20 protein-coding genes are annotated in these 26,385 nt (G+C 33.7%); 13 read left to right on the top strand and 7 right to left on the bottom strand.

Going from position 1 to position 26,385, the window contains the following annotated elements; translation table 11 throughout:
- Nucleotides 1-81 precede the first annotated feature (81 nt).
- Nucleotides 82-2,493 carry an alpha/beta hydrolase family protein gene (locus AC061E_RS05000; protein ID WP_478285286.1) on the bottom strand — a complete coding sequence of 804 codons (2,412 nt, stop codon included), beginning with the start codon at nt 2,491-2,493 and terminating at the stop codon, nt 82-84.
- A 272-nt stretch (nt 2,494-2,765) separates the two neighbouring features.
- Between AC061E_RS05000 and AC061E_RS04995 the strand changes: the two genes are divergently transcribed.
- Nucleotides 2,766-3,773: a 3-oxoacyl-ACP synthase III family protein gene (locus AC061E_RS04995; protein ID WP_086454068.1), complete on the top strand. Its 1,008-nt coding sequence runs from the start codon at nt 2,766-2,768 to the stop codon at nt 3,771-3,773.
- Between the two features lie 133 nt (nt 3,774-3,906).
- On the top strand, nt 3,907-4,902 hold the full coding sequence (locus tag AC061E_RS04990) for an isoaspartyl peptidase/L-asparaginase family protein (RefSeq protein ID WP_478285285.1): 996 nt from the start codon (nt 3,907-3,909) through the stop codon (nt 4,900-4,902).
- 203 nt (nt 4,903-5,105) lie between these two features.
- Here AC061E_RS04990 and AC061E_RS04985 read toward each other — a convergent pair whose 3' ends face one another.
- Nucleotides 5,106-7,514 carry a TonB-dependent receptor gene (locus AC061E_RS04985; RefSeq protein WP_478285284.1) on the bottom strand — a complete coding sequence of 803 codons (2,409 nt, stop codon included), beginning with the start codon at nt 7,512-7,514 and terminating at the stop codon, nt 5,106-5,108.
- A gap of 294 nt (nt 7,515-7,808) precedes the next feature.
- On the opposite strand from AC061E_RS04985, the gene argS reads away from it, so the two are divergent.
- Nucleotides 7,809-9,587: an arginine--tRNA ligase gene (gene argS / locus AC061E_RS04980; protein ID WP_478285283.1), complete on the top strand. Its 1,779-nt coding sequence runs from the start codon at nt 7,809-7,811 to the stop codon at nt 9,585-9,587.
- Between the two features lie 125 nt (nt 9,588-9,712).
- Here the strand turns inward: argS and AC061E_RS04975 are convergent, their stop codons facing one another.
- Nucleotides 9,713-10,627: a DUF6607 family protein gene (locus AC061E_RS04975; protein ID WP_478285282.1), complete on the bottom strand. Its 915-nt coding sequence runs from the start codon at nt 10,625-10,627 to the stop codon at nt 9,713-9,715.
- A 97-nt stretch (nt 10,628-10,724) separates the two neighbouring features.
- Between AC061E_RS04975 and AC061E_RS04970 the strand changes: the two genes are divergently transcribed.
- From AC061E_RS04970 to xrtN, 8 genes are all read left to right on the top strand, one after another.
- Nucleotides 10,725-12,800 carry a TonB-dependent receptor plug domain-containing protein gene (locus AC061E_RS04970; RefSeq protein ID WP_478285281.1) on the top strand — a complete coding sequence of 692 codons (2,076 nt, stop codon included), beginning with the start codon at nt 10,725-10,727 and terminating at the stop codon, nt 12,798-12,800.
- Nucleotides 12,801-12,820: 20 nt separating this feature from the next.
- The gene (locus AC061E_RS04965; protein WP_478285280.1) at nt 12,821-13,453 is read left to right on the top strand and encodes an HmuY family protein; all 633 of its coding nucleotides are present in this window, start codon (nt 12,821-12,823) and stop codon (nt 13,451-13,453) included.
- A 197-nt stretch (nt 13,454-13,650) separates the two neighbouring features.
- The gene (gene ffh, locus AC061E_RS04960) at nt 13,651-15,009 is read left to right on the top strand and encodes a signal recognition particle protein (protein ID WP_478285279.1); all 1,359 of its coding nucleotides are present in this window, start codon (nt 13,651-13,653) and stop codon (nt 15,007-15,009) included.
- 74 nt (nt 15,010-15,083) lie between these two features.
- Nucleotides 15,084-15,965 (top strand): bifunctional 5,10-methylenetetrahydrofolate dehydrogenase/5,10-methenyltetrahydrofolate cyclohydrolase, encoded by an 882-nt coding sequence (locus AC061E_RS04955; protein WP_144893186.1) that lies wholly within the window; start codon nt 15,084-15,086, stop codon nt 15,963-15,965.
- A 236-nt stretch (nt 15,966-16,201) separates the two neighbouring features.
- Complete coding sequence (locus AC061E_RS04950) at nt 16,202-16,816, top strand: hypothetical protein (protein ID WP_478285278.1); 615 nt, start codon at nt 16,202-16,204, stop codon at nt 16,814-16,816.
- A gap of 2 nt (nt 16,817-16,818) precedes the next feature.
- On the top strand, nt 16,819-17,112 hold the full coding sequence (locus tag AC061E_RS04945) for a winged helix-turn-helix domain-containing protein (RefSeq protein ID WP_086453423.1): 294 nt from the start codon (nt 16,819-16,821) through the stop codon (nt 17,110-17,112).
- Nucleotides 17,113-17,176: 64 nt separating this feature from the next.
- Complete coding sequence (locus AC061E_RS04940; RefSeq protein WP_478285277.1) at nt 17,177-19,675, top strand: XrtN-dependent VIT domain-containing protein; 2,499 nt, start codon at nt 17,177-17,179, stop codon at nt 19,673-19,675.
- Nucleotides 19,606-20,907 (top strand): exosortase N, encoded by a 1,302-nt coding sequence (gene xrtN / locus AC061E_RS04935; RefSeq protein ID WP_478285276.1) that lies wholly within the window; start codon nt 19,606-19,608, stop codon nt 20,905-20,907. Before AC061E_RS04940 ends, xrtN begins: the two co-directional genes overlap by 70 nt.
- Nucleotides 20,908-20,972: 65 nt before the next feature.
- On the opposite strand, the gene rluF is transcribed toward xrtN, so the two are convergent.
- The 4 genes from rluF to AC061E_RS04915 form a co-directional block, all read right to left on the bottom strand.
- Nucleotides 20,973-21,785, bottom strand: coding sequence for a 23S rRNA pseudouridine(2604) synthase RluF (gene rluF / locus AC061E_RS04930; RefSeq protein ID WP_478285275.1), 813 nt, complete (start codon nt 21,783-21,785; stop codon nt 20,973-20,975).
- A 233-nt stretch (nt 21,786-22,018) separates the two neighbouring features.
- Nucleotides 22,019-22,864, bottom strand: a complete 846-nt coding sequence (locus AC061E_RS04925) for an alpha/beta fold hydrolase (protein WP_478285274.1) — start codon at nt 22,862-22,864, stop codon at nt 22,019-22,021.
- A 35-nt stretch (nt 22,865-22,899) separates the two neighbouring features.
- A complete protein-coding gene (locus AC061E_RS04920) occupies nt 22,900-23,679 on the bottom strand; it encodes a zinc ribbon domain-containing protein (protein WP_144893198.1) in 780 nt (259 codons plus the stop codon).
- Between the two features lie 3 nt (nt 23,680-23,682).
- Nucleotides 23,683-24,777, bottom strand: coding sequence for a Nif3-like dinuclear metal center hexameric protein (locus AC061E_RS04915; protein ID WP_478285273.1), 1,095 nt, complete (start codon nt 24,775-24,777; stop codon nt 23,683-23,685).
- Nucleotides 24,778-24,893: 116 nt separating this feature from the next.
- On the opposite strand from AC061E_RS04915, the gene lpxK reads away from it, so the two are divergent.
- Both lpxK and AC061E_RS04905 read left to right on the top strand, forming a co-directional pair.
- Entirely contained in the window at nt 24,894-25,919 is a 1,026-nt protein-coding gene (lpxK, locus tag AC061E_RS04910; RefSeq protein WP_478285272.1) for a tetraacyldisaccharide 4'-kinase, read from the top strand.
- Nucleotides 25,891-26,385: purine-nucleoside phosphorylase (locus tag AC061E_RS04905; RefSeq protein ID WP_478285271.1), on the top strand; the 495-nt coding region annotated here is incomplete at its 3' end. The genes lpxK and AC061E_RS04905, both read left to right, overlap by 29 nt.

Here is a 26,385-nt window from a genome sequence, read left to right as displayed (position 1 = left end):
TTTGATATAAAAACAATCCCCGAAACCAGATTTGATTTCGGGGATTTTTGTGTTTAAAAACTGGGCTTGATTAAGCTGCGTTTAGTTTTTCAAATGTTTTTCTAAAAACTGATCTTGTTCCCACAATAGGTGTAGGATGTTTTCTTTAGCTACATATCCATGCGCTTCTTTTGGTAAAATCACCATTCGTGCTGGAGCTCCAAGTCCTTTCAGAGCTTGAAAGTAACGTTCGGTTTGCAAGGTAAACGTTCCAGGATTGTTATCTGCTTCACCGTGTACCAACAACATTGGTGTTTTCATTTTTCCAGCATTCATAAACGGAGACATCGCTGTATACACTTCTGGACTTTCCCAGTAATTGCGTTGCTCACTTTGAAAACCAAAAGGAGTCAATGTTCTATTATAAGCACCACTGCGGGCAATTCCGCAAGCAAATAAATTAGAATGTGTTAGTAAATTAGCTGTCATAAAGGCGCCGTACGAGTGTCCGCCCACAGCTACTTTTTTACGGTTAATGTATCCTAAAGCATCAACTGCATTAATAGCAGCCTCAGCATTATCAACAAGTTGTGTGATAAAATTATCATTTGGTTCTGTAGTTCCTTCACCAATGATTGGGAAAGCAGCATCATCCAACACCACATAACCTTTGGTTACCCAGTACACAAACGAACCGTAACTTGGGAAAGTGAATTCATTTGGGTTTTGCGTACTTTGTCCCGCAGAATTTTTGTCTTTGTACTCTGCTGGGTAAGCCCAAATTAATAATGGCATTTTTTCTTTTTTAACCTTGTCATATCCTACAGGTAAATACAAGGTTCCAGATAATTGAACTCCATCTTTACGAGTGTATTTAATAACTTCTTTACTCACGTTTTTAATGCTTTCAAAAGGATTTTGAAAAGTGGTGATAGGTGTTAGTTTATTTTTTTGTTTGATGTTTCTCAAGTAATAGTTTGGATATTCATTTTTAGACTGAATTTGGACCAAAACCGTACCTTCTTTTAAGTTTTCAATTTCAAGAATATCTTCTTTTTTGTCCGTGTACGATGAGGTGTATAATCTCTTAGTTTGCAATGTTTTTAAATCCATTTCACTAATAAAAGGGAATTGTCCATTTTTTGTAAAACCAGCACCTATTAAAAAAGTTTTGTTGTTTTCTATAGCCAGTACATATCTGTTGAATTCGTTTTTGCGCGTTTCAAAATTTCCAGGATCTGCATACACATCTTGAGAATTTCGGTCAAAAATTACTTTAGGTGCTTGTTCTGGAGCTGCAGGATTGATGAGGTACGTTTTTGTGTTTCTCGTATCATACCATTCATCCATAAGTACCGCTACATTTTCATTACCCCACATAATGCCGCTAAAACGTTGCGGTGTTTTTACAAGCGTATTTGCAGGAGTGGTAAAAGGTGCGTTCCATAGCAGGACTTCATCTCTAAAATCAACTTTGTTGGCTGGGTCACCACTATCAAGTGCTTCTACATAAACTAGTGTAGCAGATTTATCTGCTCTCCAGCTCATGTTTCGTTTTCCTTTTCGCACGGCCATAAAACCTTTCGGGATAATTTCGGTCAAGGGTACTTCATTAACTGTTTTAACTTCATTCCCGTCCTTGTCAAACACCACTGATTTTGATGGGAAACGGCTCAACGGAACTATGTAAGAAAATGGTTTTTGAATGGTTGTTAACATCAAGTAATTTCCATCAGGTGAGAAACTTTCACCTGCGTACATAGCTGCTTTTTTAAAGAGAGTTGCTGTGCCATCAAGAGTTATTTTGTACAATTCGGATGTCATAATGTTCTCAAAATTGATCTCGTCATTCATGTTTTTCAACATGTCAGGATAGGTTCTGTTTTGAGATTTAGATCCGTCAGCGTTAGAGATAATTGGTCCTGTCGGTAAATCTTTTTTAGAATCTAGCAAGGCTGCTCTGTTTTTAGGGAGCATTTTTACAAGAAGTGTATTGTTATCTTTCATCCATATAAATGGACTTCCAATATTTGCATTTAAGTTTGCCTCGGTTACTTTTTTGGCTGTAGCCAATGCCACATCGATAGTCCATAACTCAACACCGGTTGCGGCAGTATGCGTAAATGCAATTTTTGAATCATTAGGTGACCAAGAAATATTACTGATACGTGGATTTTGTGGAAGCCCAGCAACTTGTACTTCATTTTGATCCTTTACTTTTCTAATTTTTAAGTTGTTCACATAGGTAACCGTACTTGAAATGTTTGTAGTAGGATTAATACGTAACCCACCTAGTCTAAGTTCGTCTTGATTTAAATCATCAAGCGACTTATAAGTATTACGATAAGATAATAAAAGGTATTCTTTTTTAGTATCCATTGAAACAGATGGAGCTCTTTCATAATCAGCAAGAGTCAAGATAGATGGAGACGGTTTTTGGTAGGTTAGATTTTCCTGTGCAAAAGTCTGTAAACTCATGCCAACGAAAAAAAGTAAGGATATTTTTAATTTCATAATTTTAATGATTTTAAATTAGCTTCAATAGTATCTATTTTTAGTCTGCTTAACTGCATTGTTGTTACATTTGTTGTGTTAAACTTTACAAGAATCTTCTTTTTTTCATAAATACTGTCATTTTGTATTTCATTTATGATAATTGAGTTGACGGTTTACAAGGCTTCAAAATCCTTAAAACTTGTAATTTGCTAAAAAAGTGGTATTTTAGCACCCTGAATTTTAGAGTTAGTTCTAAATTTGCAATCTGATTTTAATAAAACAACAATAATATGTATCATTCAAAAATAGCAGGATTGGGTTATTATGTGCCTGAAAACGTGGTTACAAATGACGATTTATCCAAAATCATGGATACCAACGATGAATGGATTCAAGAGCGTACCGGTATTGAAGAGAGACGCCACATTATAAAAGGGGAGGACACAACTACATCAATGGGAGTGAAGGCTGCTGAAATAGCAATTGAACGTGCTGGTGTTGCTAAGGAAGATATTGACTTTGTAGTTTTTGCAACATTAAGTCCTGATTATTATTTTCCTGGTCCAGGTGTTCTTGTACAGCGTGATTTAGGATTAAAAACAGTTGGTGCTCTTGATGTTCGTAATCAATGTTCGGGTTTTATATATGCTTTATCTGTTGCAGATCAATATATTAAAACAGGAATGTATAAAAACATTTTGGTAATTGGTTCAGAGGTACATTCTACTGGATTAGATATGACTACGCGCGGTCGAGGTGTTTCGGTAATCTTTGGAGACGGAGCTGGTGCCGCTGTATTAAGTAGAGAAGAAGATGAAACCAAAGGTATTTTGTCTACACACTTACATTCTGAAGGGCAACATGCTGAGGAATTAGTTGTAAAAGCTCCTGGAATGGGTGGCCGTTGGGTGACTGATATTTTGGCAGATAATGATCCAGACGACGAAAGTTATTTCCCTTACATGAACGGACAATTTGTATTTAAAAATGCTGTAGTTCGTTTTAGCGAAGTGATTAATGAAGGATTGCAAGCGAATAACTTACAAGTTTCAGATATTGATATGTTGATTCCTCATCAAGCAAATTTGAGAATTTCTCAGTTCATTCAAAAGAAATTTGATCTATCAGACGATCAAGTGTACAACAACATTCAAAAATACGGAAATACAACCGCAGCTTCTATTCCAATTGCTTTAACTGAAGCTTGGGAAAAAGGAAAAATAAAATCAGGTGATACAGTAGTTTTAGCTGCTTTTGGTAGTGGTTTTACTTGGGCTAGTGCAATTATCAAATGGTAAATGAAACCCTAGATTAATGAGGGTAATCAAAAATAAGATAAAAAAGTCTGTGCAAATTTGTACGGACTTTTTTTTTGGAAAATAAAAGCTATTTTTATACTCCAGTTATTTCAAATACTAACTCTCTTTAATTATGGCAAACCGCAGAAATTTTTTAAAAACAACAGCTCTTGCTTCTGCAGCTTTTGCGTTGCAAGCGTTCAAAGGCAATGCAGAAAAGGAAAATAGTATTGAACCCAAGAAAATCAACAAACCAATTGTGCTTTCAACTTGGAATTTCGGTATGCAAGCGAATGTGGCTGCTTGGGAGGTTTTAAAAAATAATGGGAAAGCGCTGGATGCTGTTGAGGCTGGCGTGAAAATTCCCGAAGCTGATCCAAAAGAGCGAAGCGTAGGTTATGGCGGTAGACCAGATCGCGATGGCCGAGTTACTCTGGATGCTTGTATCATGGATGAAAATGCTAATATTGGATCTGTGGCGTGTTTAGAGTTTATAAAACATCCCATTTCTGCGGCACGTGCAGTAATGGAAAAAACGCCTCACGTAATGCTCGTTGGAGATGGGGCGCTTCAATTTGCTGTTTCGCAAGGGTTTGTTAAAGAAAATTTACTAGTAGAAGACTCAGAACGGGAGTGGAAAGAATGGCTTAAAACCAGTGATTACAAACCTATTGCTAATATTGAAAATCACGATACCATTGGTATGATTGCGCTTGACGCCAATGGAGATTTATCTGGTGCATGTACCACAAGTGGCATGGCATTTAAAATGCATGGCCGTTTAGGAGATTCGCCTATAATAGGTGCAGGTCTCTACGTAGATAACGAAATTGGCGCTGCCACTGCTACAGGTCATGGGGAAGAAGTAATACGAATTACAGGTTGTCACTTGGTGGTAGAACTCATGCGACAAGGGAAGTCTCCACAAAAAGCATGTGAAGAGGCAGTCATGCGAATTGTAAATTTGACCCAAAAAAGAAATAAAAATCTAAAAGATATTCAAGTTGGTTTTATAGCCTTGAACAAAAAAGGGGAGTACGGATCGTATTGTATTCAAGGTGGTTTTAATTATGCGGTACATGATGCAACAGGAAATCGCTTAATTGATGCTTCTTATTTTTTGAAATAATAAATCTTAATGAAAATAAAAAATTCGGAGTGGCATACTCCGAATTTTTTGGGTAACAAACTATTAAAACTAACTTTTTAGTATTGGAAAAGCATTTTTGAATTCAAAAACAAATTAGACAATTGAGTTGATAAAATAGGCAACTGACTCATCATGTTTTTTATATACTATCAAAAATGAAAATTTTGTAATACTATTTTTTTCTAGAACAGACCTCCGCCTTGTTTGGTATTGTCCTCTCTTTGTTTGCGCTGCAGGTTTTTAGTTTTTCCTCCGCCAAAAGCATAATTGAAACCTACAAATACGGATTGACTTTCCCATCTAAATTGACCTCTTTGTGGATACGGATTTTCACCCTCAAAACCTGCTTTCATGGTGTTGAAAATATCATTGAAACGGATGCTTAATGTAGCTTTGTCTTTCAAGAAAGAGTAGCGTCCACCAGCGTCAATTTTGTACATTTCTTTGTTGTTAAATTGAACACCATCAACTCCAGATCTATAAAAACCAAATAATAGAAAACGTAGACTTTTACTAGCTTTGAAATTACTATTAAAACGAGCATTAAATGCTGCTGCGGCAACTTCTTTGGTAACCAAATCGAATGAGTTTGTAGCAGTGTTTATTTGAGATACAAGTCCTTTCTGGTTGATGTTTGAGTAATCTATTGCAGGTTGAATATCCCACCAACTATTAATTTTATAATTCATAGAAACTTCAAATCCATAGGCAGTGTTGTTGTCAAAGTTGTCAAAACTTAAAATTTGTTGGTCTTGATTTTGAGGATCTGGATAAATGATTCGGTTGATTTCGTTTTGAATGCTTCTTACAAACAATCCGGTAGTTAAAGATCCCTTTGAAAGTGTCTTTGTGTAATTAAATTCTATTGAGTTTGTAAATTGTGGGTCCAATTCCGGATTTCCGATAGAGGTTAATCTAGGCGAACTAAATTCTCTCAGGGGTTTTGTTTGATCTATTCCAGGTCTGTCTACACGTCTGCTAAAACTAATTTGAAGTTGGTTTTTCTCAGATGGTGAGTACGTCATAGACGCAGATGGATACACTGTAAAATAATCATCTTTATAAGCGACGGTGCCGTTTAGCACTGCTTTTACATGATAGCTTTCAAAACGTGCGCCCAATTGGTAACCAATTTTTTTGAATTTTTGTCCATAGGTCGCATAAGCCGAATAAATGTCTAAATCATACGTGTATTTTGAATTTGTCAAAGCGGCGTTGTTAGTAGCATAATCGTTATCGGTGCGTAAATTTCTGCTTTCTGCACCAAGCTCTAATTTTGTTTTTTCGTCAAGCGGATTTGTGTAATCAAGATTTACAATCGTGCTTTTTCTTTTTTCGCCAAGGGAATCATCATAAGCGCTACTTGGTATGCTAGGATTGGTATAGGTGTTGCGAAAACGTGCTATTTGATCTTCAGAGAAAATACTGTGATTCACTTCTAAATCAAGTGTTTCTCCCTCTTTACTTGTTAGGTGTTTTAGTGCTACATTATACGTCCCATCTGTGTTGTCAGTGAGGTATTTTGAATTTAAAAGTATATTTTGAGAAGCGTTAGGATTAACGACACTAATATCTATTATACCATCACTCTTAAAAATATTTTGGTTGGTATAGCCAGACAAGGTGTTTTTATCATTGATGTAATAATCCATTCCAAATTTTACAAGGTGTGACTTGTTGTCGTTTTTTACATCAAAAATTTGATTGGAATTATCATCTAATCTGGATATCATACCCTCATTAAATCGGATGCCAAAATTATTTCCATAAGTCGAGAAAAAATTCACTTTTCCTGTTCTGTAGTTCATGTTCAGGGTGTTGGAAATCTTTGGAGTTTGGGCAAATGTTAATCCAGAATTTATGCTGGCATTCAGGCCGTTATTGGTATTTTTATGTAAAACAATATTGATAATCCCAGACATTCCCTCAGGATTGTATTTTGCACTTGGGTTTGTAATAAGTTCAATTTTTTTGATAGAGGCTGATGGGATTTGTTTTAATAATTGCGAAGCCTCAATGTTACTGGGTCTTCCGTCAACTAAAACACGTACATTTTCATTACCTCTCAAGGAAATTTTGCCATCTTGATCTACATTTACAGAGGGGATGTTACTCATAATCTCTGATGCTGTGGCTCCTGCGGTAGTCAAATCTTTGCCCACATTAATCACTTTTCGATCGATTTTTTGTTCAATGGTTGAGCGTTCTGCTATAATTTCGACTCCTTTAAGTTGTATAGCGTCTTCTTCTAGAATTATGGTGTTGAGATTGGCTGATTTTTGATCTATAGAAAGTACAACTGGTTTAGAAACAGTTTTGTATCCCATAAATTGAATTTCAACGGTATACTTTTTTAAAGGTAAATTTTTAATGCTAAAAAGTCCTTTCTCTGAGGTAATTTCGCCGGTTAGCACTTTACCGTCTTCTTTTACAACTACATTGACATATCCAAGCGGTTCATTAGTTTGCTTGTCGATTATTTTTCCGGTGATTAGTCCAGAGTTTTCAAGTGGCGAGGTTTTACTTGAAGTTTGTGCTTGTACAGTAAACAGCGTTACCATAAAGCAGATAATTGATAGTTTCAATTTCATGATTAATTTGATTTGATTGATTTGATTGATGAGGCAAATGTATTCTTTTATATAATACTATGTTAAACATAATACTGTTTTATGTATTATTTAACATTTAATTAATAGTTGAGAACACAGTAACCATCATAGTAGACTGTTTTGAAGTATAATTGTTACATTAATTTCTATGCAATTTTGATTTGTTTTGTATTTTTAGTGTATCGGTCTGATTGTGAGTTGTAAATTATGTCAATATCCCATTTTCAATTTCCTTGATTATGACTATATTTGCAATCTCAAAAAAAATATAAAATGACTTTACCACAAGTTCTTACACCCGCAATAGAAAACGCAATAAAAACCTTGTTTGACGTGACCATTGAAAAGGTGGAGTTTCAAACCACTCGTAAAGAGTTTGAGGGAGATATTACCATGGTTATTTTTCCATTGTTGAAACTAGTAAAGAGTAATCCTGTAGAATTAGGAAATAAAATTGGAAATTATTTAGTCGAAAACCTAGCTGAAGTAAGCCGTTTCAATGTAGTTTCGGGTTTCTTGAATATTGTAATTGCCGATCAATATTACTTAAACCTATTTGCAGAAATAAAAGATAATGCCACCTATGGTTTTGTGACGCCTTCGGCAAATGATAAAGCCGTTATGGTTGAGTATTCCTCTCCAAATACCAATAAACCTTTGCATTTAGGACACGTTCGTAATAATTTGTTAGGATATTCAGTAGCTGAAATTATCAAAGCTTCGGGTAAAAAAGTATATAAAACTCAAATCATTAATGATAGAGGTATTCATATTTGTAAGTCCATGTTGGCTTGGCAAAAATTTGGTGACAATCAAACTCCTGAAACTTCAGGCTTAAAAGGAGATAAATTAGTTGGTAACTTTTATGTGGCATTTGATAAGGCCTACAAAGAGGAAATTAATCAACTAATGCAAGAAGGGAAAACAGAAGAAGAAGCTAAAAAACAAGCTCCGATTATTCTTGAAGCCCAAGAAATGCTCCAAAAATGGGAAGCTGGAGATGCTGAAGTGAAAGCATTGTGGGCCAAAATGAACCAATGGGTTTACGATGGTTTTGCCATTACATATAAGAATCTAGGAGTTGATTTTGACAAGTATTATTACGAAAGTGATACGTATTTACTAGGGAAAGATGTAGTCCAAATTGGGTTAGAAAAAGGAATTTTCGAAAAAGATCCTGACGGTTCTGTTTGGATTGACTTAACTGACGAAGGTCTTGATCGTAAAATTGTGTTGCGTTCAGATGGTACGGCTGTCTATATGACTCAGGATATTGGTACGGCAATTCAACGTGTGAAAGACATGCAAGATGTTGGCGGAATGGTATATACTGTAGGAAATGAGCAAGATTACCATTTTAAAGTGTTGTTTTTGATTCTGAAAAAATTAGGTTTTGATTGGGCAAAAAACTTATACCACTTGTCATACGGAATGGTAGATTTACCATCAGGAAAGATGAAATCTCGTGAGGGAACTGTTGTAGATGCCGACGATTTAATGCAGGAAATGACCGCTACAGCTCAAAAAATAGCCGAGGATTTAGGAAAGTTAGAAACGTATTCACCGGAAGAAAAAGCGAATTTGTATAGTACCATCGGTTTAGGAGCATTGAAATATTATATTTTGAAAGTAGATCCTAAGAAACGAATCCTTTTCAATCCAGAAGAGTCTGTTGATTTTGCTGGAAATACGGGACCGTTTATTCAATATACCTATGCACGTATTCAATCTATAATTCGCAAAGCAAATTTTGATTACTCAAATAATGCACAAATAGATATTTTACATGAAAAAGAGAAAGAATTGGTCAAACAATTGGAGCTTTTTCCTGAAGTAATTCAAAATGCAGCCCAGCATCATAGTCCGGCGCTTTTGGCAAATTTCACTTATGATTTGGTAAGAGAGTACAATTCGTTTTACCAAGCCGTTCCTATTTTAGGGGAAGAGGATTTAGAAAAGAAAAAGTTCAGAGTACAACTGTCTAAAAAAGTAGCCGAGGTTATTGCGGCATCGTTTAAATTACTGGGAATTAATGTTCCTGACAGAATGTAAATTTAAAACTTTAGATCAAAAAAATTCCGAATCAGTTAAGATTCGGATTTTTTTTTGGGCGAAAGCCAATTTTTAAATAGTTATTGCAAACCTAGATATAATGTAAAGTATGCATTATAATTTTTTTAAGATTTAATTACAAAGGAATCTATGATAGCATCAATTTCTGCTTGACTTGCAGTAGGTTTTAGGTCAAATAGAAGAGAAAAAAGAGACTTCTTTTCTACTTTTTTGTGCAAGTTGATGTCTTTTTTTGAGGCATAAACGCTATTCCATTTATTTCTTATTTTGAGCCAGATGTCCTCGTTTTTCTTCCACCAGTTTTGGGCTACTTTACAATTGGCATCAGGGACTTTAGTATAGACATCAAAACCTTTTTCTTGAGCCAATAAAATGTCTTTTTGATTTAAATTCCGAATCAATTTGTCGTTATCTTGTTCATGAACCCAGCCCGTTGCAGTTATTTCATGTATGTTTCTTCTTTTTAATACATTGTAGTCATCTCTTTTGGTATGTTCTCTTCTAGGTAGAGGTGCGTCTGTGGTATTTTTCCAATAGTGACTTCCATCAACGTGAACCCAACTGGATGAGCCCTCATACCTAGGACTGTCGTCTACCTGATATACTTTTTGTGTCCATTGTCCTTTTACATTTTTTGCAGGTGTTGAGCTGTGTTTCCAAGTCAAATCTTTTTGAAAGTTAAGAAAATCGGTGTTTTCAAATAGCCAGTCTTGTCTCCAGTGTTTTACAATATCATTTTCATTAGGCCCCACTATTAATAGATGTTGCATGCTTATTTTATTAGATGAGTCTTCAATAAGCTGAACCCATTCTAAAGCTTTTTCATGTTTTGTTTCAGATGGTTTATAAGCTGATGAATCTTTGGGATAACTAAAAGTTTCAGCAAAGTTGAATTGAACTTCATAGCAACCGCACATAGACTTGATGGCTGCGATGTCATTTTGTCTAGCATCTGTTTGACTGTTGCTTAATAAGCTTGTAGTTAATGCAATGGAGGTAATGAAAACTTTTGATCTCATATAAATACTTTTTAAGGATTAAATAATTTTGCCAAAAATACTATATTTATTTAGAATAAATAAAAATAATATTTACATTTGCTAAAAATTATTAAGAATGCTTCTAAATAGAATATTAAAAATAGGCTTTCCTTTACTCTCATTAGCGTGTTACTCTCAAGGTCAACAGTCAATTGATTCTTTAAAACAGGAACATTTAGATGAAGTTGTTGTAACAGCAACACGAACAAAAAGATTGATTGCTACTTTGCCACTTCCTACACATATTATATCTGCGGCTACTATAGAAAAGGCTGGCGTAACACGATTGGATGAAATTTTAGCACAACAAACAGGACTTCATCTAACATCAGATTTTGGAGGAGTGGAAGGATTACAAATGCAAGGTCTTGATGCAGCATATATTTTAATTTTAATGGATGGGGTTCCTCTTGTAGGAAGGAGCGCAGGAACATTTGATTTGTCCCGAATAAGTGTGGGAAATATTGATCGAATAGAAATTGTAAAAGGAGCTTCTTCGTCTTTATATGGATCTGAAGCTTTAGCGGGTGTAATTAACATTATTACTAAAAAGCCAACACGTAATAATGCTTCGGGAAATGGATCCTTTAGATACGCTAGTTGGAATACAAATGATGTAAATCTGAATTTGAATTGGAAAAAGGAAAAAATTTCGGCAACACTTTTCACCAATTACTTCTCCTCAAATGGCTATGATTTAGACCCAAAAACGGAATTAAAAACAGTAGAGCCTTATCAAAACACCACTATACAACCCAGAGTGTTTTGGGATTTTTCAAAAAATGTAAAATTTACCTTTGGGACACGTTTTTACAATCAATTGCAAGAATATAAAACGATCATAAATGCCATTAATTATGCTGGTAATGCAACAATTTTAGAATGGGATTTACATTCAAAATTAGAACAAAAATGGGGTTCTAATGTACAAGTAGATTATGAATTGTATGCCACAAATTACAAAAATAATTCTTTCTTGAATAGTCCTGAAAATATACTTTTTGAACAAAATTATTACAATCAATGGTTGTATCGTCCAGAAATTAGAGCCTTGTTTAATTGGAAAAAAAATAAAATAATAGCAGGTGCAGGTTTCAATCATGAATCCTTAGATAGAACTTATTTTGCTACAAAAGTGGCTGTTCAATCTCAATATGTTTTTTCACAATTGGATTTTAATCCTACGGAGAAAGTCAATTTTTTGGTAGGAATTCGGTATGACAATAATAGCCAGTTTGCCTCTCAATGGAGCCCTAAATTTGCTGTAAATTACAAAGTCAATCCTAGTTTATCTTTCAAAACATCTATAGGTTATGGTTTTAAAGCGCCTGATTTTCGACAATTATATTTCGATTTTACAAATTCCTCAGTAGGATATACTGTGCTGGGATATAATGTAGCAGAATCACAATTAAATGTTTTAGAAAAGCAAGGACAGCTGCTGAACAGAATACCTGGAATTAGTTTTGAAAATCCATTAGAGCCAGAAAGTTCCGTAAATCTAAATTTGGGGAGCTTTTATCAAAAGGAAAAATTAAAAGTCGAGACCAATTTTTTTTACAATTCGATATCAAATCTCATCGATACAAGAGTTGCCGCACAAAAAAACAATGGACAAAACGTATTTAGTTACTTTAATGTTGACAAAATTTTTACTTATGGTCTAGAATTCAATTCTACTTATACGTATTCTAAGCAATTTAATGTTTCTTTTGGTTATCAATACTTAATTGCTAAAGACGAGTCGGTAGTCAAAGCTGTTGAAAAAGGCACGGTTTACGCCCGAGATCCTGTAACATTAGAATCTTTCCAAATTAAAAAAGCTGATTATTTTGGGTTATTCAATCGTTCGAAAAATACGGCAAATTTAAAGTTTTATTATGCTGTGCCAAAGTTAAAAACCGATTTCAATTTACATGTTTTTTATAAAAGTAAGTATGGTTTATGGGATTCTAATAACAATCAAGTTTTAGATAAATACGATGACTTTGTAAATGCTTTTACAACGATCAATATTTCCGCTTCAAAAAAAATGCTACAAAAGTTTACGCTACAAGCAGGTGTCAACAATCTTTTTGATTTTACAAATCCACAAGAAATTAGCACACTTTCGGGGCGTTTATTTTTTACAAGATTACAATTTAATTTTTAACACTTTTAAATATTTTTATTATGAAAAACACATTTTCAACCTCTTTTTTTACGATCGCAGTTGTGGCAATTTTGACAACCTTTATTTCATGTGATAAGGATGATGCTCCACAAAAAGTAGTAGTACTTGAGACAAAAACAGTTTCAAATTTACCAGCTCCACAAACAGGTGGTCAAGGACAACCAGAAGGAGGGCCGTTCACCAAATTTAGTTTTTCTCAAAATGCAGTTGTTACAAATGATGTTTGGGATATCGCTTTTAGAGGGACAAAAATAATTGTTAACGGAGGCTCATTGATTGGTCTTAACGAAGAGCCATCTAGAAAAGGTGTTGCAGCTGTAAGTATTGTAACAGGGTCATTAAGCAGTATTACAGCTATTCCAGCTGCAAATACATTTGTTCAAGATGGTGATAAAACCTATTCCTTTCCTACCTCGGGTATTAATTCATGGTATGATTATAATGCTACATCGCATATTATTTCTGCCAAAGCAGGTAAAGTATACGTAGTAAAAACACACGATGGTAAATATGCTAAATTCGAAATTTTAAGTTATTATAAAGATGCACCCACATCTCCTGATGCGACTTCAATATCTCGATTTTATTCTTTTAAATTCGTTTATCAAAACAACAGTTCAATCTCTTTCTAGAGGTAAAACTGTTTACCTTGAATTCATTTTAGTTGATTTTTTTATTTTTTTTTTTTGAATTAAAGAGGCTGATTATTTCAGCCTCTTTTTGTTTTATTCAGTTAATTTTAAAAACATTCCTTTTTTTATTACTAATACCTTTTCAACTTCAATACCAAATCATTAATTTTACACCTTAATTAAAGAGAAAAAGAATTATGTTCGATAATTTAAGCGAAAAACTAGATAAAGCCTTCCATATACTAAAAGGTCACGGAAAAATAACCGAAGTAAACGTAGCAGATACTTTAAAAGAAGTTCGACGTGCTTTACTTGACGCCGATGTTAACTTTAAAATTGCCAAAGATTTTACTACCAAAGTAAAAGAAAAAGCGATAGGTCAGGACGTATTAACAACGCTTCAGCCAGGGCAATTATTAGTTAAGTTAGTCAAAGATGAATTGACTGAATTAATGGGTGGCGATGTAGCAGGAATTAATTTATCGGGTAATCCATCTGTTATTTTAATGTCTGGATTACAGGGTTCTGGAAAAACTACTTTCTCTGGAAAATTAGCCAATTATCTTTTAACTAAAAAGAACAAAAAACCTCTTTTGGTTGCCTGTGATATTTACCGTCCTGCAGCGATCCAGCAATTATATGTAGTTGGAGATTCTATTGGTGTTGAGGTATATTCAGAACCAGAAAATAAAAATCCAGTTGAAATTGCTCAAAACGCAATCAAACATGCTAAAGCAAATGGGTTTAATGTTGTCATTGTGGATACCGCTGGTCGTTTGGCTGTGGATGAAGAAATGATGAACGAGATTGAACGCGTGCATAAAGCGATTCAACCACAAGAAACCTTGTTTGTAGTAGATGCTATGACAGGTCAAGATGCCGTAAATACAGCAAAAGCATTCAACGACAGATTGAATTTTGATGGTGTTATCTTAACAAAATTAGATGGTGATACCCGTGGTGGAGCTGCTTTATCTATTAAAACAGTTGTAAATAAGCCTATTAAGTTTGTAGGTACTGGAGAGAAAATGGAAGCTATTGATGTTTTCTATCCTGTACGTATGGCGGAGCGAATCTTAGGAATGGGTGACGTTGTTTCCCTTGTGGAGAGAGCTCAGGAGCAATTTGATGAAGAAGAAGCAAGAAAAATCCAAAAGAAAATTGCTAAAAATGAATTTGGTTTTGATGATTTTCTTTCTCAAATTCAGCAAGTAAAGAAAATGGGTAACATGAAAGACTTGGTAGGAATGATACCAGGTGCGTCAAAAGCCATGAAAGATGTTGAAATTGAAGACGACGCTTTCAAACACATTGAAGCTATTATTTACTCGATGACCCCAATGGAAAGAAGTAAACCAGCTGTGATTGACGTGAAAAGAAAGGCAAGAATTGCAAAAGGTTCAGGAACCAAAATTGAACAAGTAAATCAGCTAATGAAACAGTTTGACCAAATGAGCAAAATGATGAAAATGATGCAAGGTCCTGGCGGAAAAAACCTAATGAAAATGATGGGCGGAATGAAAGGCGGAATGCCGGGAATGCCAGGAATGAAATAAAGAATTTAAAAAGAGAGTCTTAAAGTCGCAATGATTTTAAGACTTTTGTCTTTACTATATTAAACAAAACAACAATGCAACTACTAGACGGAAAAAAAACAGCAGAAGACATCAAAAGCGAAATTGCTGTTGAAGTACAAAAAATGAAAGCTAATGGTGAGAAAGTTCCTCATTTGGCAGCCCTAATCGTAGGGAATGATGGCGCAAGCTTAACCTATGTAGGAAGTAAGGTAAAAGCCTGCGAAAGAGTAGGATTTGAGTCTACTTTGATTAAAATGCCCAACACCACTACAGAAATTGAATTGCTTAAAAAGATCAAAGAATTAAATGAAGACGAGCAAATTGACGGTTTCATTGTGCAATTGCCACTTCCTAAACAAATTGACGAGCAAAAAGTTTTAATGGCAGTAGATCCAAGTAAAGATGTAGATGGTTTCCATCCGGAGAACTTTGGGAAAATGGCATTGGATATGACTACTTTTATTCCTGCAACACCATTTGGTATTCTAGAATTGCTAGATCGCTATGGAGTAGAAACAAAAGGAAAGCATACTGTTGTTATTGGCCGCAGCCATATTGTGGGTAGACCAATGAGTATTTTGATGGGACGCAAAGGTTTTCCAGGGAACTCAACAGTGACACTTACGCATAGTTACACCAAAAATATAGAAGAAATTACTATTCAGGCTGATATTATAATCACAGCTTTGGGTGTTCCCAATTATTTAAAAGCGGATATGGTGAAGGATGGAGCAGTTGTTATTGATGTGGGTATTACCCGCGTTCCTGACGAAAACCACGAGAAAGGATACGTAATCACCGGTGATGTCGATTTTGATCAAGTAAGCAAAAAAGCATCTTTTATTACCCCAGTTCCTGGTGGAGTAGGACCAATGACCATTGCTATGTTATTAAAAAACACACTCTTGGCAAGGGAAATGAAGAGAAATAAATAAAATTTTTATATAGAAAGCCTCAAATTTATTTTTGGGGCTTTTTTTTGGTTTAAAGTTGAGATAGAAATGAATTTGTAAAAGTGGATTTTGGTAATAACTCTCTTTCAGTGCCTCATTGGTAAATAAGAGATTTGTTTTCACTTTTAAGGTTTAAAAAAGTAATGTCTAAATTATTTTTATAAAATGTTTAATTACTCGTTTTTATTTTTAACTTTGTAATTCAAAGTACTTTTATTATGAGTCAAAATATTCAAGAAGATTTAGTTCACATTCGTTCCATGATGGAACGTTCTTCAAGGTTTATTTCCCTTAGCGGATTGTCAGGTGTTTTTGCAGGAATCTTTGCGTTACTTGGTGCGGGTTATGCTGCTTTTTTGTTTGAGTCTAACGAGATGTCTTATTTTGATGGATTGGACAAAGTGTACAGTGTTGATTTGATTTACAAACTAATTGTAGCGGGGATTGTAATTTTAGTTCTTGCTCTTCTTTCTGGATTTCTATTCACTTTTAAAAAGAGTAAAAAAAATAATGTACCAATCTGGACTTCTACCACAAAAGTGATGCTTTTGCAATTAGCAATTCCTTTAGCAGTCGGAGGCGTCTTTTGTCTAGCTTTAATATATCATGGTCTTTTCGCTTTTTTAGCGCCAGCTACTTTACTTTTTTACGGATTAGCGTTGGTAAACGCGGGTAAGTATACGTATTCAGATATTCAATATTTAGGATATTTTCAATTATTTCTTGGGTGTGTATCTTTATTTTTTCTAGGATATGGATTGATTTTTTGGACCCTTGGTTTTGGAATTCTACACATCGTTTACGGAACAATTATGTTTAAAAAATACAGATAATCATGGGTATTATCGATAAATTAAATAAAGATTTCGAAAGTCGAATCCGATTAGGATTAATGTCTGTATTGATGGTAAACGATTGGATCGATTTTACAGAGATGAAGGCATTATTAAATACTACTGACGGGAATTTAGCAAGCCACTCTTCTTCTTTAGAGAAATCAGGCTATATCGAAATCAAAAAAGAATTTGTGGGTAAAAAACCAAAAACCTCGTACCGAGTGACCAATATGGGCAGAGCTGCTTTTGTTTCGCACTTAAATAGTCTTGAGAAATTATTCAAATCTAAATAACCCTTTTTTTTTAACTTTTTACTTTGAAAAACAAAGTACTTTATAAACTTAAAAACCTAAAATAATGAAAATTGAAACTAAAATTAATGATTTTACCAATAAAAATGGTGTGAAAGCGAGTATCGTTGTCACTTTGTTGAGTTTTATACTGCTCATAAGTTCACTAGTAGGAAGCGAATTTGATTTTGAAAATTTTGAAGCCTTTTGTTTTTGTAATATTATAATTGAATTACTTTATAGTGTGATTGTTATTTTTAAAGTATTAAAAGACAAAGCAAAACACAAACATCTTATTCCTTTTTTATTTCTTAATTGGTTTATCGGTTGCTTCTCCACCAATGTTTTTATTAATATTTTTGAAAACTTACCAATTTGGGTTTATGTGGTTACTTTCTTGTTTTGCTTATCCAATTTTGCAATTTACAGCAACTTCAAACATAAGTATTTAAATATAGCGCTATATTTTTCAAACGGAATTTCATATTTACTTATTTTATATTATGCCATTTATCTCATTCCTTTTGCGCCAATTTCTATCATGGGAATTTTGGCTTTGGGACTAGGTTTTTATGGACTTGTACCTATGATTGTACTTATATGTCACACCGTAATTTTGATTTATAAGTTTCAGGAAAACAGAAAAAAAAGCATTGCTTTTGGATTTGGAATCGGAATAGTTTGTATTGGTTTTGTAATTTTCACAGCAGTTTTAAATAGGGAAAGTCAAAAGATTTCACAAAATACCATTACCAATTCTTTTGAGAAAGTAAATACAGATTTACCTCAATACATTACCATATCACAGAACCTAAAACCTAATTTTTTTAATGAAATTCTGCTCAAAAAGGATGTAGTTTACATTGCTTCTGATAATTTCTTTCAGTTTAGAGGTTTTAATTCATTTGGAAATAACAAACAATTTAATGAAAGAAAAACACATGATCCGATTATAAATCTTGCCTATTTATTTACGTCAAGACTTGATTTAAGTGCAGATGATAGGATCAATATTCTAAAATCTAATTTTGATAAACGATTGGAAACCGAGGAACAATTGTGGGATGGCAAAGATTTGTTTACAAAAAATATCAAAGAAGACGTAAAAATTTATGCAAATGATCGTCTGGCATATACCGAAATCACTATGGATATTGCTTGTTCAGAAAAAAGTTGGGGTGACAAAGAGGCTATTTATTCGTTTCAACTTCCCGAAGGAGCAGTAGCAACTTCCTTGTCATTATGGGTAAATGGAATCGAGAGAAAGGGAGTTTTGACTACTAAGGAAAAAGCAAAAAAAGCTTATAATCAAATTGTAGGAGTAGAATATCGAGACCCTTCATTGATGCAATGGAGAGAGGGAAATAAAGTAGTGGTTCGTGTTTTTCCAATACGATATGATTTGCCAAGAACTTTTAAATGCGGTTTTACAACACCATTAAAAGTCGAAAATAATACTATGAAATATGTGAGTTTGGACATCAAAGGACCTAATACAAATGGTGCCAAAACCATTTCAAGAATTCAAATGGTAGGAAACGAAAAATTTGAAGCTAGTAAAGATTTTGAATTAGAAAATGGTTTTTATATCAACGAATCAAAAGGGATAGATGCATGGGAAGCCGAAGTACCAATAACCAACAAAGTATTTTCGACTGCTTTTATCTGGAAAAACAAAGCGTATAAAATCAGCGAAATTCAAAAACAAAAGATAGCTTTCAAACCAAGTGAAATTATTTTGGATTTGAATAGTAGTTGGTCAAAAAGTGAAATTGAAAAGATAGTAAATCTATCAATTGGGAACTGTTTTGTTTGGAACAACAATCAAAAACAATCGATAAACAGATCCAATTATGAAACAGTTTTTGCTAAATTCCAAGATTTGACTTATTCGTTATTGCCTCTTTATAGTCTGAAAGAAAATAGTTTGGTCATCACAAAATCCGGTACTATTTCTGCCAATTTTGAAGAATTAGAGACATCGGATTACCTAAAAAAATTAAAAGCAAATACGCACCAAAAAAATATAAAGGTGATTAATATTTCAGAAAATTTGAATCCATTTTGGCAAACTGTAAAAGAGCAAAAAATGGTTTCTTATTTGAAAACTGATTTGTATAAATGTCTGAAATTAATTCAACAAAATCAATTTTTGGAATTTAAGACAGTAGAAAACACTATTAATGTTGAACCTGCAAATATTTCCATTCAGGAAACGGAATTCGATTCAAAAATTCAAAATAATGGATCTAATCATATTTATAGAATGTATGCATTTGGTAAAGTTTTACAAGAACAAGTAACTATACAAAATGACTCTTTGAAGGAAAATAAATTTGTAGATTTAGCTAAAGATGCCAATATAGTTACTCCAATTTCATCCCTTATTGTTCTAGAAACAGATGAAGATTACAAGAAAAATGGTATCGAAAAAAATGTAAATACGCTTGGAAATGCTTCAATTAATAATGATGGAGCTGTTCCAGAACCACACGAATGGTTGTTGATTATCATTGGGCTAACGACACTTTTCTTTTATTACAGAAAACAAAAAAGGCTGAACTAATGTACAATTTGTTAACTGAATATAAAATCGGACTAGGGATTTTTGCAATTTGCTTGCTCTTTGCAATAAATTATAATGTACTCTTTTTTGGTTTGGACAATGATTTTTTCGGAATCGTTTTTTCTGCTTTCTTATTTGTTTTTGGAAACAGAAAAACGAATTTCAAAATTAATTATTTGTTGATTGCATTGATTTTTGTTTTGGAGTTTGTAAGCTATAGACTCCATACACAATCTTTACATTTCTTATCTTTAATTCTATTTTTATGTTTGATTTTTTACAGCTTTACTGGAAAATTTTCCTTCGTTGCTTTTATTTGTATTTTGTTGTTTTCAACAATTTTTAATAAGTTTTTCGAGCATCTAACTTCTGAAATCAAACAAGGATTGTGTTATGTGGTTTTTTTAACTTTAAAAAAATTTATGACACTGGATAGGATAGAAGGAGTTAATTTTTATATCAACAATGCCAAAATTACAATTGATACTGCTTGTATGAGATTGTCAATGTTTAAGACGGGTTTGTTAACTGGAGCAATTTTATTAACGTTAGAAGAAAAAAAGCAAAATAAATATTTTGGAATTATTCCGATTGTTACTTTTTGTTTTGTTGTGGTCGCATTGAATATTATTTCAAATTATTTTAGGATTGTGACATTGGTTATTTTAGGCTGTACTCAAGAAAATACCTTACATCATTTGGTTGGTTTACTGTGTTTTGGGTTATATCAAGTGATTCCAATGGTGGTTATTATCAACTATTTTAAACCTAAAATGACTGAAATCGAAGTAGCCAATTTCCAATCGAAAAGGATTCCAATTATCTTGACTTTTGTAATACTATTTATAACTAGTCTGGAAGTAAAAAGCCCCAAAAATGATAATTTATTGACAAACCTGCATCCAGAATACAATATTAAAAGAGGAATTTGGGTAAATGATGAAGTATTTAAAATAGCTACGTCAAACAAACTCATTTATATCAAAACGGCATCCCATAAGCCATTAATTTGCTGGACAGGGAATGGCTATACCATTACAGAATCCAAAGAAATTTTAGTAAAAAATGAAAAAATATGGTTCCATAAAATGGAAAAAAATGATATTAAATACCAATCCTTATGGTGGTATGAATGTGGAGGGAAAAAATACACCTCATTTCTTGAAGTAATGTTTATGAAGTTGATCTATAACCAGCCGATTCGATTGGTAAATGAAACAAGCAGATTGTAATATTGTTCTTGGAGTAAAAATAGAGGATGTCTCAAATATATTTTTTGAGACATCCTCTTTTCTTTTTAATAATCCCCACGTTTCTTAAACCTAGGATCATCTCTTTTTATAAATTCGGTGCGCTTTCTTGGCGTTTCTACTTTTGGTAAACTAGCTTCTTCTGTTTTGCTGGATGGCTCGATAAGGGCGTTGAGTTCTTTGATTTCGGCATCAGTCAAATCACGGTAGCGTCCCACAGGAACATCTAGCGAAATATTGATTATCCGAATGCGTTTTAAGGCGGTTACGTCATAGCCTAAATATTCTGTCATTCTACGGATTTGGCGGTTTAAGCCTTGTGTTAGGATGATCTTAAACGTGAATTTACTAATTTGTTCTACTTTACATTTTCTAGTAACGGTATCTAAAATAGGAACACCATTTCCCATTCTTTCTATAAAACGATCGGTAATGGGTTTGTTTACAGTAACGGTATATTCTTTTTCGTGATTGTTGCGCGCACGCAAAATTTTATTGACGATATCGCCATCATTTGTCATGAAAATCAAACCTTCACTGGCTTTGTCTAAACGCCCAATTGGGAATATTCGCTTTGGATAATTAATATAATCTACAATATTGTTGTGTACATCTAGGTTTGTGGTACACTCTATGCCTACTGGTTTATAAAAGGCAAGATATACTGATTTTTCTGTTTTTTCACGAATTAATTTGCCGTCAATGCGTACTTCGTCATTAGGTGCTACTTTGGTCCCTAATTCAGGTACAACACCATTGATTGTTACTCGTCCTTCTTCGATGATTTTATCAGCTTCGCGGCGGCTGCAAAAACCTGTTTCGCCAATGAATTTATTGAGGCGTTTTAATTGATCTTCCATCTTGCAAAAGTAATGAATTTGAAATGTAAAAAAATCTAAATCTTGAAAATGCTACCGATTTTGGATTGTTCTCCAAGAGTTCTAGTATTCAAATTAGTTAGCTTTGTTAGAAGGTTAGTAGTGAAAATCCTTTTTGTTTATGTTTTTTTCGAAAAAGATCACTTTTTAAGATCGTTTTTACTTGAGTATAGCGGAAAATTTGATTCTTTTGGTCACGCCAAATAATATCTGTTTTATTCAAAAAGAAACTGACTCACTTTTTTGTATAATGCGTCATCATGCATACTGTGTCCTAATCCTTTAGTGGGTATGAAAGTTGCATTTTTCCAGGCTGCAGCAATTTTTTTTCCTTCTTCAAAAAGTACAATTTTGTCATCTTGATCATGCGCTATTAGTCCTGTAAGCGTTATTTTGGATGCAAATATTTTAGCTGAAAATTGTTCTAAATGGATTTGAAACGTATTGAGGTAATGACTTTGTAATGATTTTAAAATTTTAGAATTGAGACTTAACAAATTAATATAATTGTGAAGTATGATATTAAAATCGCTAGGTGAACCTAAAACCACCATTTTTTGGAGCATCTTGTTTTGGTAAACTGATTGATAGTATAAGCAGGCTTTACCACCTATTGAGTGTCCTATTAAGTATTGTGGCTTAAACTTTGTTGCAATAAAATCTATGAAAGCTGCATATTGTGGTATGTTGAACTCAGTGCCGCTAGAAAGTCCATGTGCGGGTCCATCTAATGCTATTATTGTACTGCCAGATTTTTTTAAATATGGTAACAGTTTCTCCCAGCGTGAGGCGTTACTTTCCCATCCATGAACAAGTAGAAGCACGGTTTCATTGCCTTTCCAGGTGTAGGTATGTACGGTTTCATTTTGGAAAGTAAATGTTTCCGAAGTTGCGTTTTGCAAAACAGCAGGTAATGCAGTTTTATTTAATTTTCCGTCACGTGGTGAACTAAAAAGGGAATAGGCAAGACGAGTTGCTTTTGATGGCCATAGGTAGCTAAGGATGTTAATGTATAATCCTATTGACTTAGTGAATATGAAATAAAATAATTTACGCATCATAAAAAAGTCCCGATGTTATCGGGACTTTAAAGGTATTATATTTTTGAGAACAATTGTTCCATTTTCTCTTTTTCTTCTTCTGCAAGAACGCTATCTACTAGTATTCTTCCAGAGTGCTCATCAGTAATGATTTTTTTTCTAGAAGCAATTTCAACTTGCGTTTGTGGTGGAATAGTAAAAAATGAACCTGCTGATGCACCTCTTTCTATTGAAACTACAGCTAATCCATTACGAACACTTCCTCTTATTCTTTTGTAAGCATTTAACAAACGCTCCTCGATTAAGTTTTGGAATTCGATAGATTTTTCAGACAGGAACGCTTCTTCTTTTGCTGTTTCAGCTAAGATTGCATCTAATTCTGATTTTTTATGTTTTAAATGATTCGATTTAGATTCTAATCTTTCTTTTGAGCCTGCAATTACTTCTTTCTTGTGCTCAATTGAAGCTTTCATTTCTTTGATTTGCTTTTCAGCCAATTGAATTTCAAGTTCTTGAAACTCTACTTCCTTTGTCAAAGAGTTAAATTCTCTATTGTTACGAACCGTTTCCTGTTGTTTTGTATATTTTTTGATAGACTCTTTGTGCTCATCAATAGCTATTTTTTTAGCTTTGATAAGGTCTTCAATAACTTCAAGCTCTCCTTTTAATTTTTCTGAACGTGTGCTTAAACCAGCCACTTCATCTTCAAGATCTTCTACCTCTAAAGGTAATTCACCTCTTACGTTTCTGATTTCGTCAATTCTAGAGTCAATAAGTTGTAAATCGTAAATTGCTCTTAACTTGTCCTCAACACTTAATTCTTTTGTATTCGCCATATTCTATAAGTACTTAACTGGATTTGAATTTTCTTCTGATAAAATAACTGCAAAATTAAGGATTTTTTTTCGAAGATACTCTACAATATAATTTTTTGTATAGCGTTCGCTTTCAAAATGTCCAATATCTGCTAAAAGGAGCTTATTTTCCGCTTCGTAAAACTGATGGTATTTCAAATCAGCTGTTAAATAGGCATCTGCTCTAGCTTGAATTGCATTTGAGATAGCAAAACTTCCAGCTCCGCCAAGAACGGCAACTTTTTTTATTTTATTACCTGTAAAGCTAGAATGTCTGATGCCACTACACTGCATTTTGTCTTTTACGAATTCTAAAAATTCTTTTTCTGGCAAGGGATTAGTAAGTTCACCAATCATACCTAAACCAATGTTTTGATGCTTATTGTTTAAATTATAGATTTCATGTGCAACTTCTTCATAAATGTGGCTGTTAAATAGAGCAGTAAGGATTTTGCGTTCCAAATGTTTTTCATAAGTCACTTCTATTTTGACTTCAGTGGTTTGAACAAGTTCATAGCGTTCTCCTACTACAGGATTGCTGTTTTGATTGCCTCTGAAAGTTCCCGTTCCAGTAGAGCTAAAACTACAGTTTTCATAATTGCCTATGTTGCCAGCGCCAGCTGCAAATAAAGCATTCCGAACGGTTTCGGCATTGTCAAGCGGGGCGTAAGTGACTAGTTTTCGAATAAACTGATCTTTAGGAATTAATATTTTTGTATTGATTAGTCCTAGAGCATCACTAAATATTTTATTTACACCTTCTTGATGATTGTCTAGAGCAGTATGAACGGCATAAATAGCAATTTCATTTTTTATAGCTTTGATAACAGCACGTTCTACATAGTTTTTTCCGGTTATCTTTTTTAATCCAGAAAATAAAATGGGATGAAAACACACTACAAGATTGCATTTTTTTGCAATAGCTTCATCGATAATAGCCACCAGAGCATCATGACAAACTAAAATTCCGCTAGCTTCGACCTCTTGATCGCCTACAAGTAATCCTACATTATCGAAATCTTCGGCATAGGCAGTGGGAGCCATTTCTTCGAGTACGTATATTATTTCTTTGATTTTCATGTTTTTGATACGGATTGAAGTAGATTTCTTTTTATTTAAATTTTAAAAATATTTTATAATTGCTGAAATCTGTACTAGATTTTTATTTCAAAGATAATTTATTCTACTTTCGTAAAATGAAATTACTCCGAAAAATACTGTTTCCGTTTGCCGTTTTGTATGGCTTGGTTACTAGTATTCGTAATTTTTTATATGATATGGGTCTGCTTAAGGCTACTTTTTTTGATGTGCCAGTTATTGCTGTTGGGAATTTAAGTGTTGGAGGTACTGGGAAATCCCCCCAAATAGAATATTTAATCCGTTTACTAAATAATAATTATAAGGTTGCTACACTAAGTAGAGGTTATAAAAGACAGTCCTCAGGATACATTTTGGCGCAAGCCGGAACTAGTGCAAAAATTTTGGGTGATGAGCCGTATCAATTTTTTAGTAAATTCCCAGCAATTCAAGTGGCTGTGGATGCTAATAGAAAAAACGGAATTGAGCAGTTAATGCAATCATCCCAAAAGCCCGATGTTATTTTGTTAGATGATGCTTACCAACACCGAAAGGTAAAAGCAGGACTTTATATATTGCTTACTGCCTACGGAGATTTATACATAGATGATTGTATGTTACCCACAGGAAATTTGAGGGAACAATCAGCTGGAGCACAAAGGGCTTCCATTGTTATTGTTACAAAATGTCCTGAAAGTATAGGTGTGGAGGAACAAAACAGGATACGAACTAGGCTTAAAGTTGCGGGTCATCAAGAATTATTTTTTGCCTATATAAATTATGATTCTTATTTTTTGGGTCATAATTGTAAGATTGATAGAGATACGTTAAAGGGTGTGAAAAAAGTTTTGATAGCTGGTATTGCAAAGCCAGAATCATTTTTTAACTCCGTAAAAGAGGAGGGAGATATTTGTCTTTCCTATCCGGATCATCATGACTTTACAGATAATGAAGTTTTAGGAATTAAAAAAATAGCTCAAAATAATAAAATCATCACTACCGAAAAAGATTATGTTCGTTTAAAAGAATATTTTCCAAGAGAACAGCTTTTTTATTTAGCTATACAAAGTTCATTTATAACAGGGGGTGAAAATTTCAATAAAACAATTTTAGATTATGTGGGAACAAGTACAAGAGACAGTTAGTTTCATTCAAGAAAAAATTAATTTCACTCCAGAGTATGGAGTTATTTTAGGTTCAGGCTTAGGAAGTTTTACAAATGACATGCAGGTTCATTTTACATTACCTTATCATGAAATTCCAAATTTTCCAGTTTCAACAGTTCAAGGTCATAAAGGAGCACTTGTTTTTGGGACTATTGCCAATAAAAAAGTAGTTGCCATGCAAGGTCGTTTTCACTTTTATGAAGGTTATTCTATGACCGAAGTTACTTTCCCGGTGCGAGTAATGAAGTTCTTAGGTGTGGATAAACTTATTGTATCTAATGCTTCAGGAGGAGTGAACCCGAGTTATAAAGTGGGATCTATTGTGATGATTACAGATCACATTAATATGACACCAGAGCATCCTTTACGAGGTAAAAATGACGAACGTTTTGGTCCTCGTTTTGTAAACATGAGTGAACCCTATTCTAGAAAAATGATTGCAAAA

It is taken from the genome of Flavobacterium sp. GNP011 (assembly GCF_056428925.1).
This window is presented reverse-complemented; position numbering and strand designations above follow the sequence as displayed.

Bases quoted from the DNA above. Each gene is read 5' to 3' on its own strand.
- AC061E_RS04970 (WP_478285281.1), top strand. From the start codon at position 10,725: ATGCTTCTAAATAGAATATTAAAAATAGGCTTTCCTTTACTCTCATTA.
- argS (WP_478285283.1), top strand. From the start codon at position 7,809: ATGACTTTACCACAAGTTCTTACACCCGCAATAGAAAACGCAATAAAA.
- AC061E_RS05000 (WP_478285286.1), bottom strand. From the start codon at position 2,493: ATGAAATTAAAAATATCCTTACTTTTTTTCGTTGGCATGAGTTTACAG.
- AC061E_RS04950 (WP_478285278.1), top strand. From the start codon at position 16,202: ATGAGTCAAAATATTCAAGAAGATTTAGTTCACATTCGTTCCATGATG.
- lpxK (WP_478285272.1), top strand. From the start codon at position 24,894: ATGAAATTACTCCGAAAAATACTGTTTCCGTTTGCCGTTTTGTATGGC.
- AC061E_RS04940 (WP_478285277.1), top strand. From the start codon at position 17,177: ATGAAAATTGAAACTAAAATTAATGATTTTACCAATAAAAATGGTGTG.
- AC061E_RS04945 (WP_086453423.1), top strand. From the start codon at position 16,819: ATGGGTATTATCGATAAATTAAATAAAGATTTCGAAAGTCGAATCCGA.
- rluF (WP_478285275.1), bottom strand. From the start codon at position 21,785: ATGGAAGATCAATTAAAACGCCTCAATAAATTCATTGGCGAAACAGGT.
- AC061E_RS04925 (WP_478285274.1), bottom strand. From the start codon at position 22,864: ATGATGCGTAAATTATTTTATTTCATATTCACTAAGTCAATAGGATTA.
- ffh (WP_478285279.1), top strand. From the start codon at position 13,651: ATGTTCGATAATTTAAGCGAAAAACTAGATAAAGCCTTCCATATACTA.
- AC061E_RS04975 (WP_478285282.1), bottom strand. From the start codon at position 10,627: ATGAGATCAAAAGTTTTCATTACCTCCATTGCATTAACTACAAGCTTA.
- AC061E_RS04990 (WP_478285285.1), top strand. From the start codon at position 3,907: ATGGCAAACCGCAGAAATTTTTTAAAAACAACAGCTCTTGCTTCTGCA.
- AC061E_RS04920 (WP_144893198.1), bottom strand. From the start codon at position 23,679: ATGGCGAATACAAAAGAATTAAGTGTTGAGGACAAGTTAAGAGCAATT.
- AC061E_RS04915 (WP_478285273.1), bottom strand. From the start codon at position 24,777: ATGAAAATCAAAGAAATAATATACGTACTCGAAGAAATGGCTCCCACT.
- AC061E_RS04965 (WP_478285280.1), top strand. From the start codon at position 12,821: ATGAAAAACACATTTTCAACCTCTTTTTTTACGATCGCAGTTGTGGCA.
- AC061E_RS04985 (WP_478285284.1), bottom strand. From the start codon at position 7,514: ATGAAATTGAAACTATCAATTATCTGCTTTATGGTAACGCTGTTTACT.
- AC061E_RS04995 (WP_086454068.1), top strand. From the start codon at position 2,766: ATGTATCATTCAAAAATAGCAGGATTGGGTTATTATGTGCCTGAAAAC.
- AC061E_RS04955 (WP_144893186.1), top strand. From the start codon at position 15,084: ATGCAACTACTAGACGGAAAAAAAACAGCAGAAGACATCAAAAGCGAA.
- xrtN (WP_478285276.1), top strand. From the start codon at position 19,606: ATGGTTGTTGATTATCATTGGGCTAACGACACTTTTCTTTTATTACAG.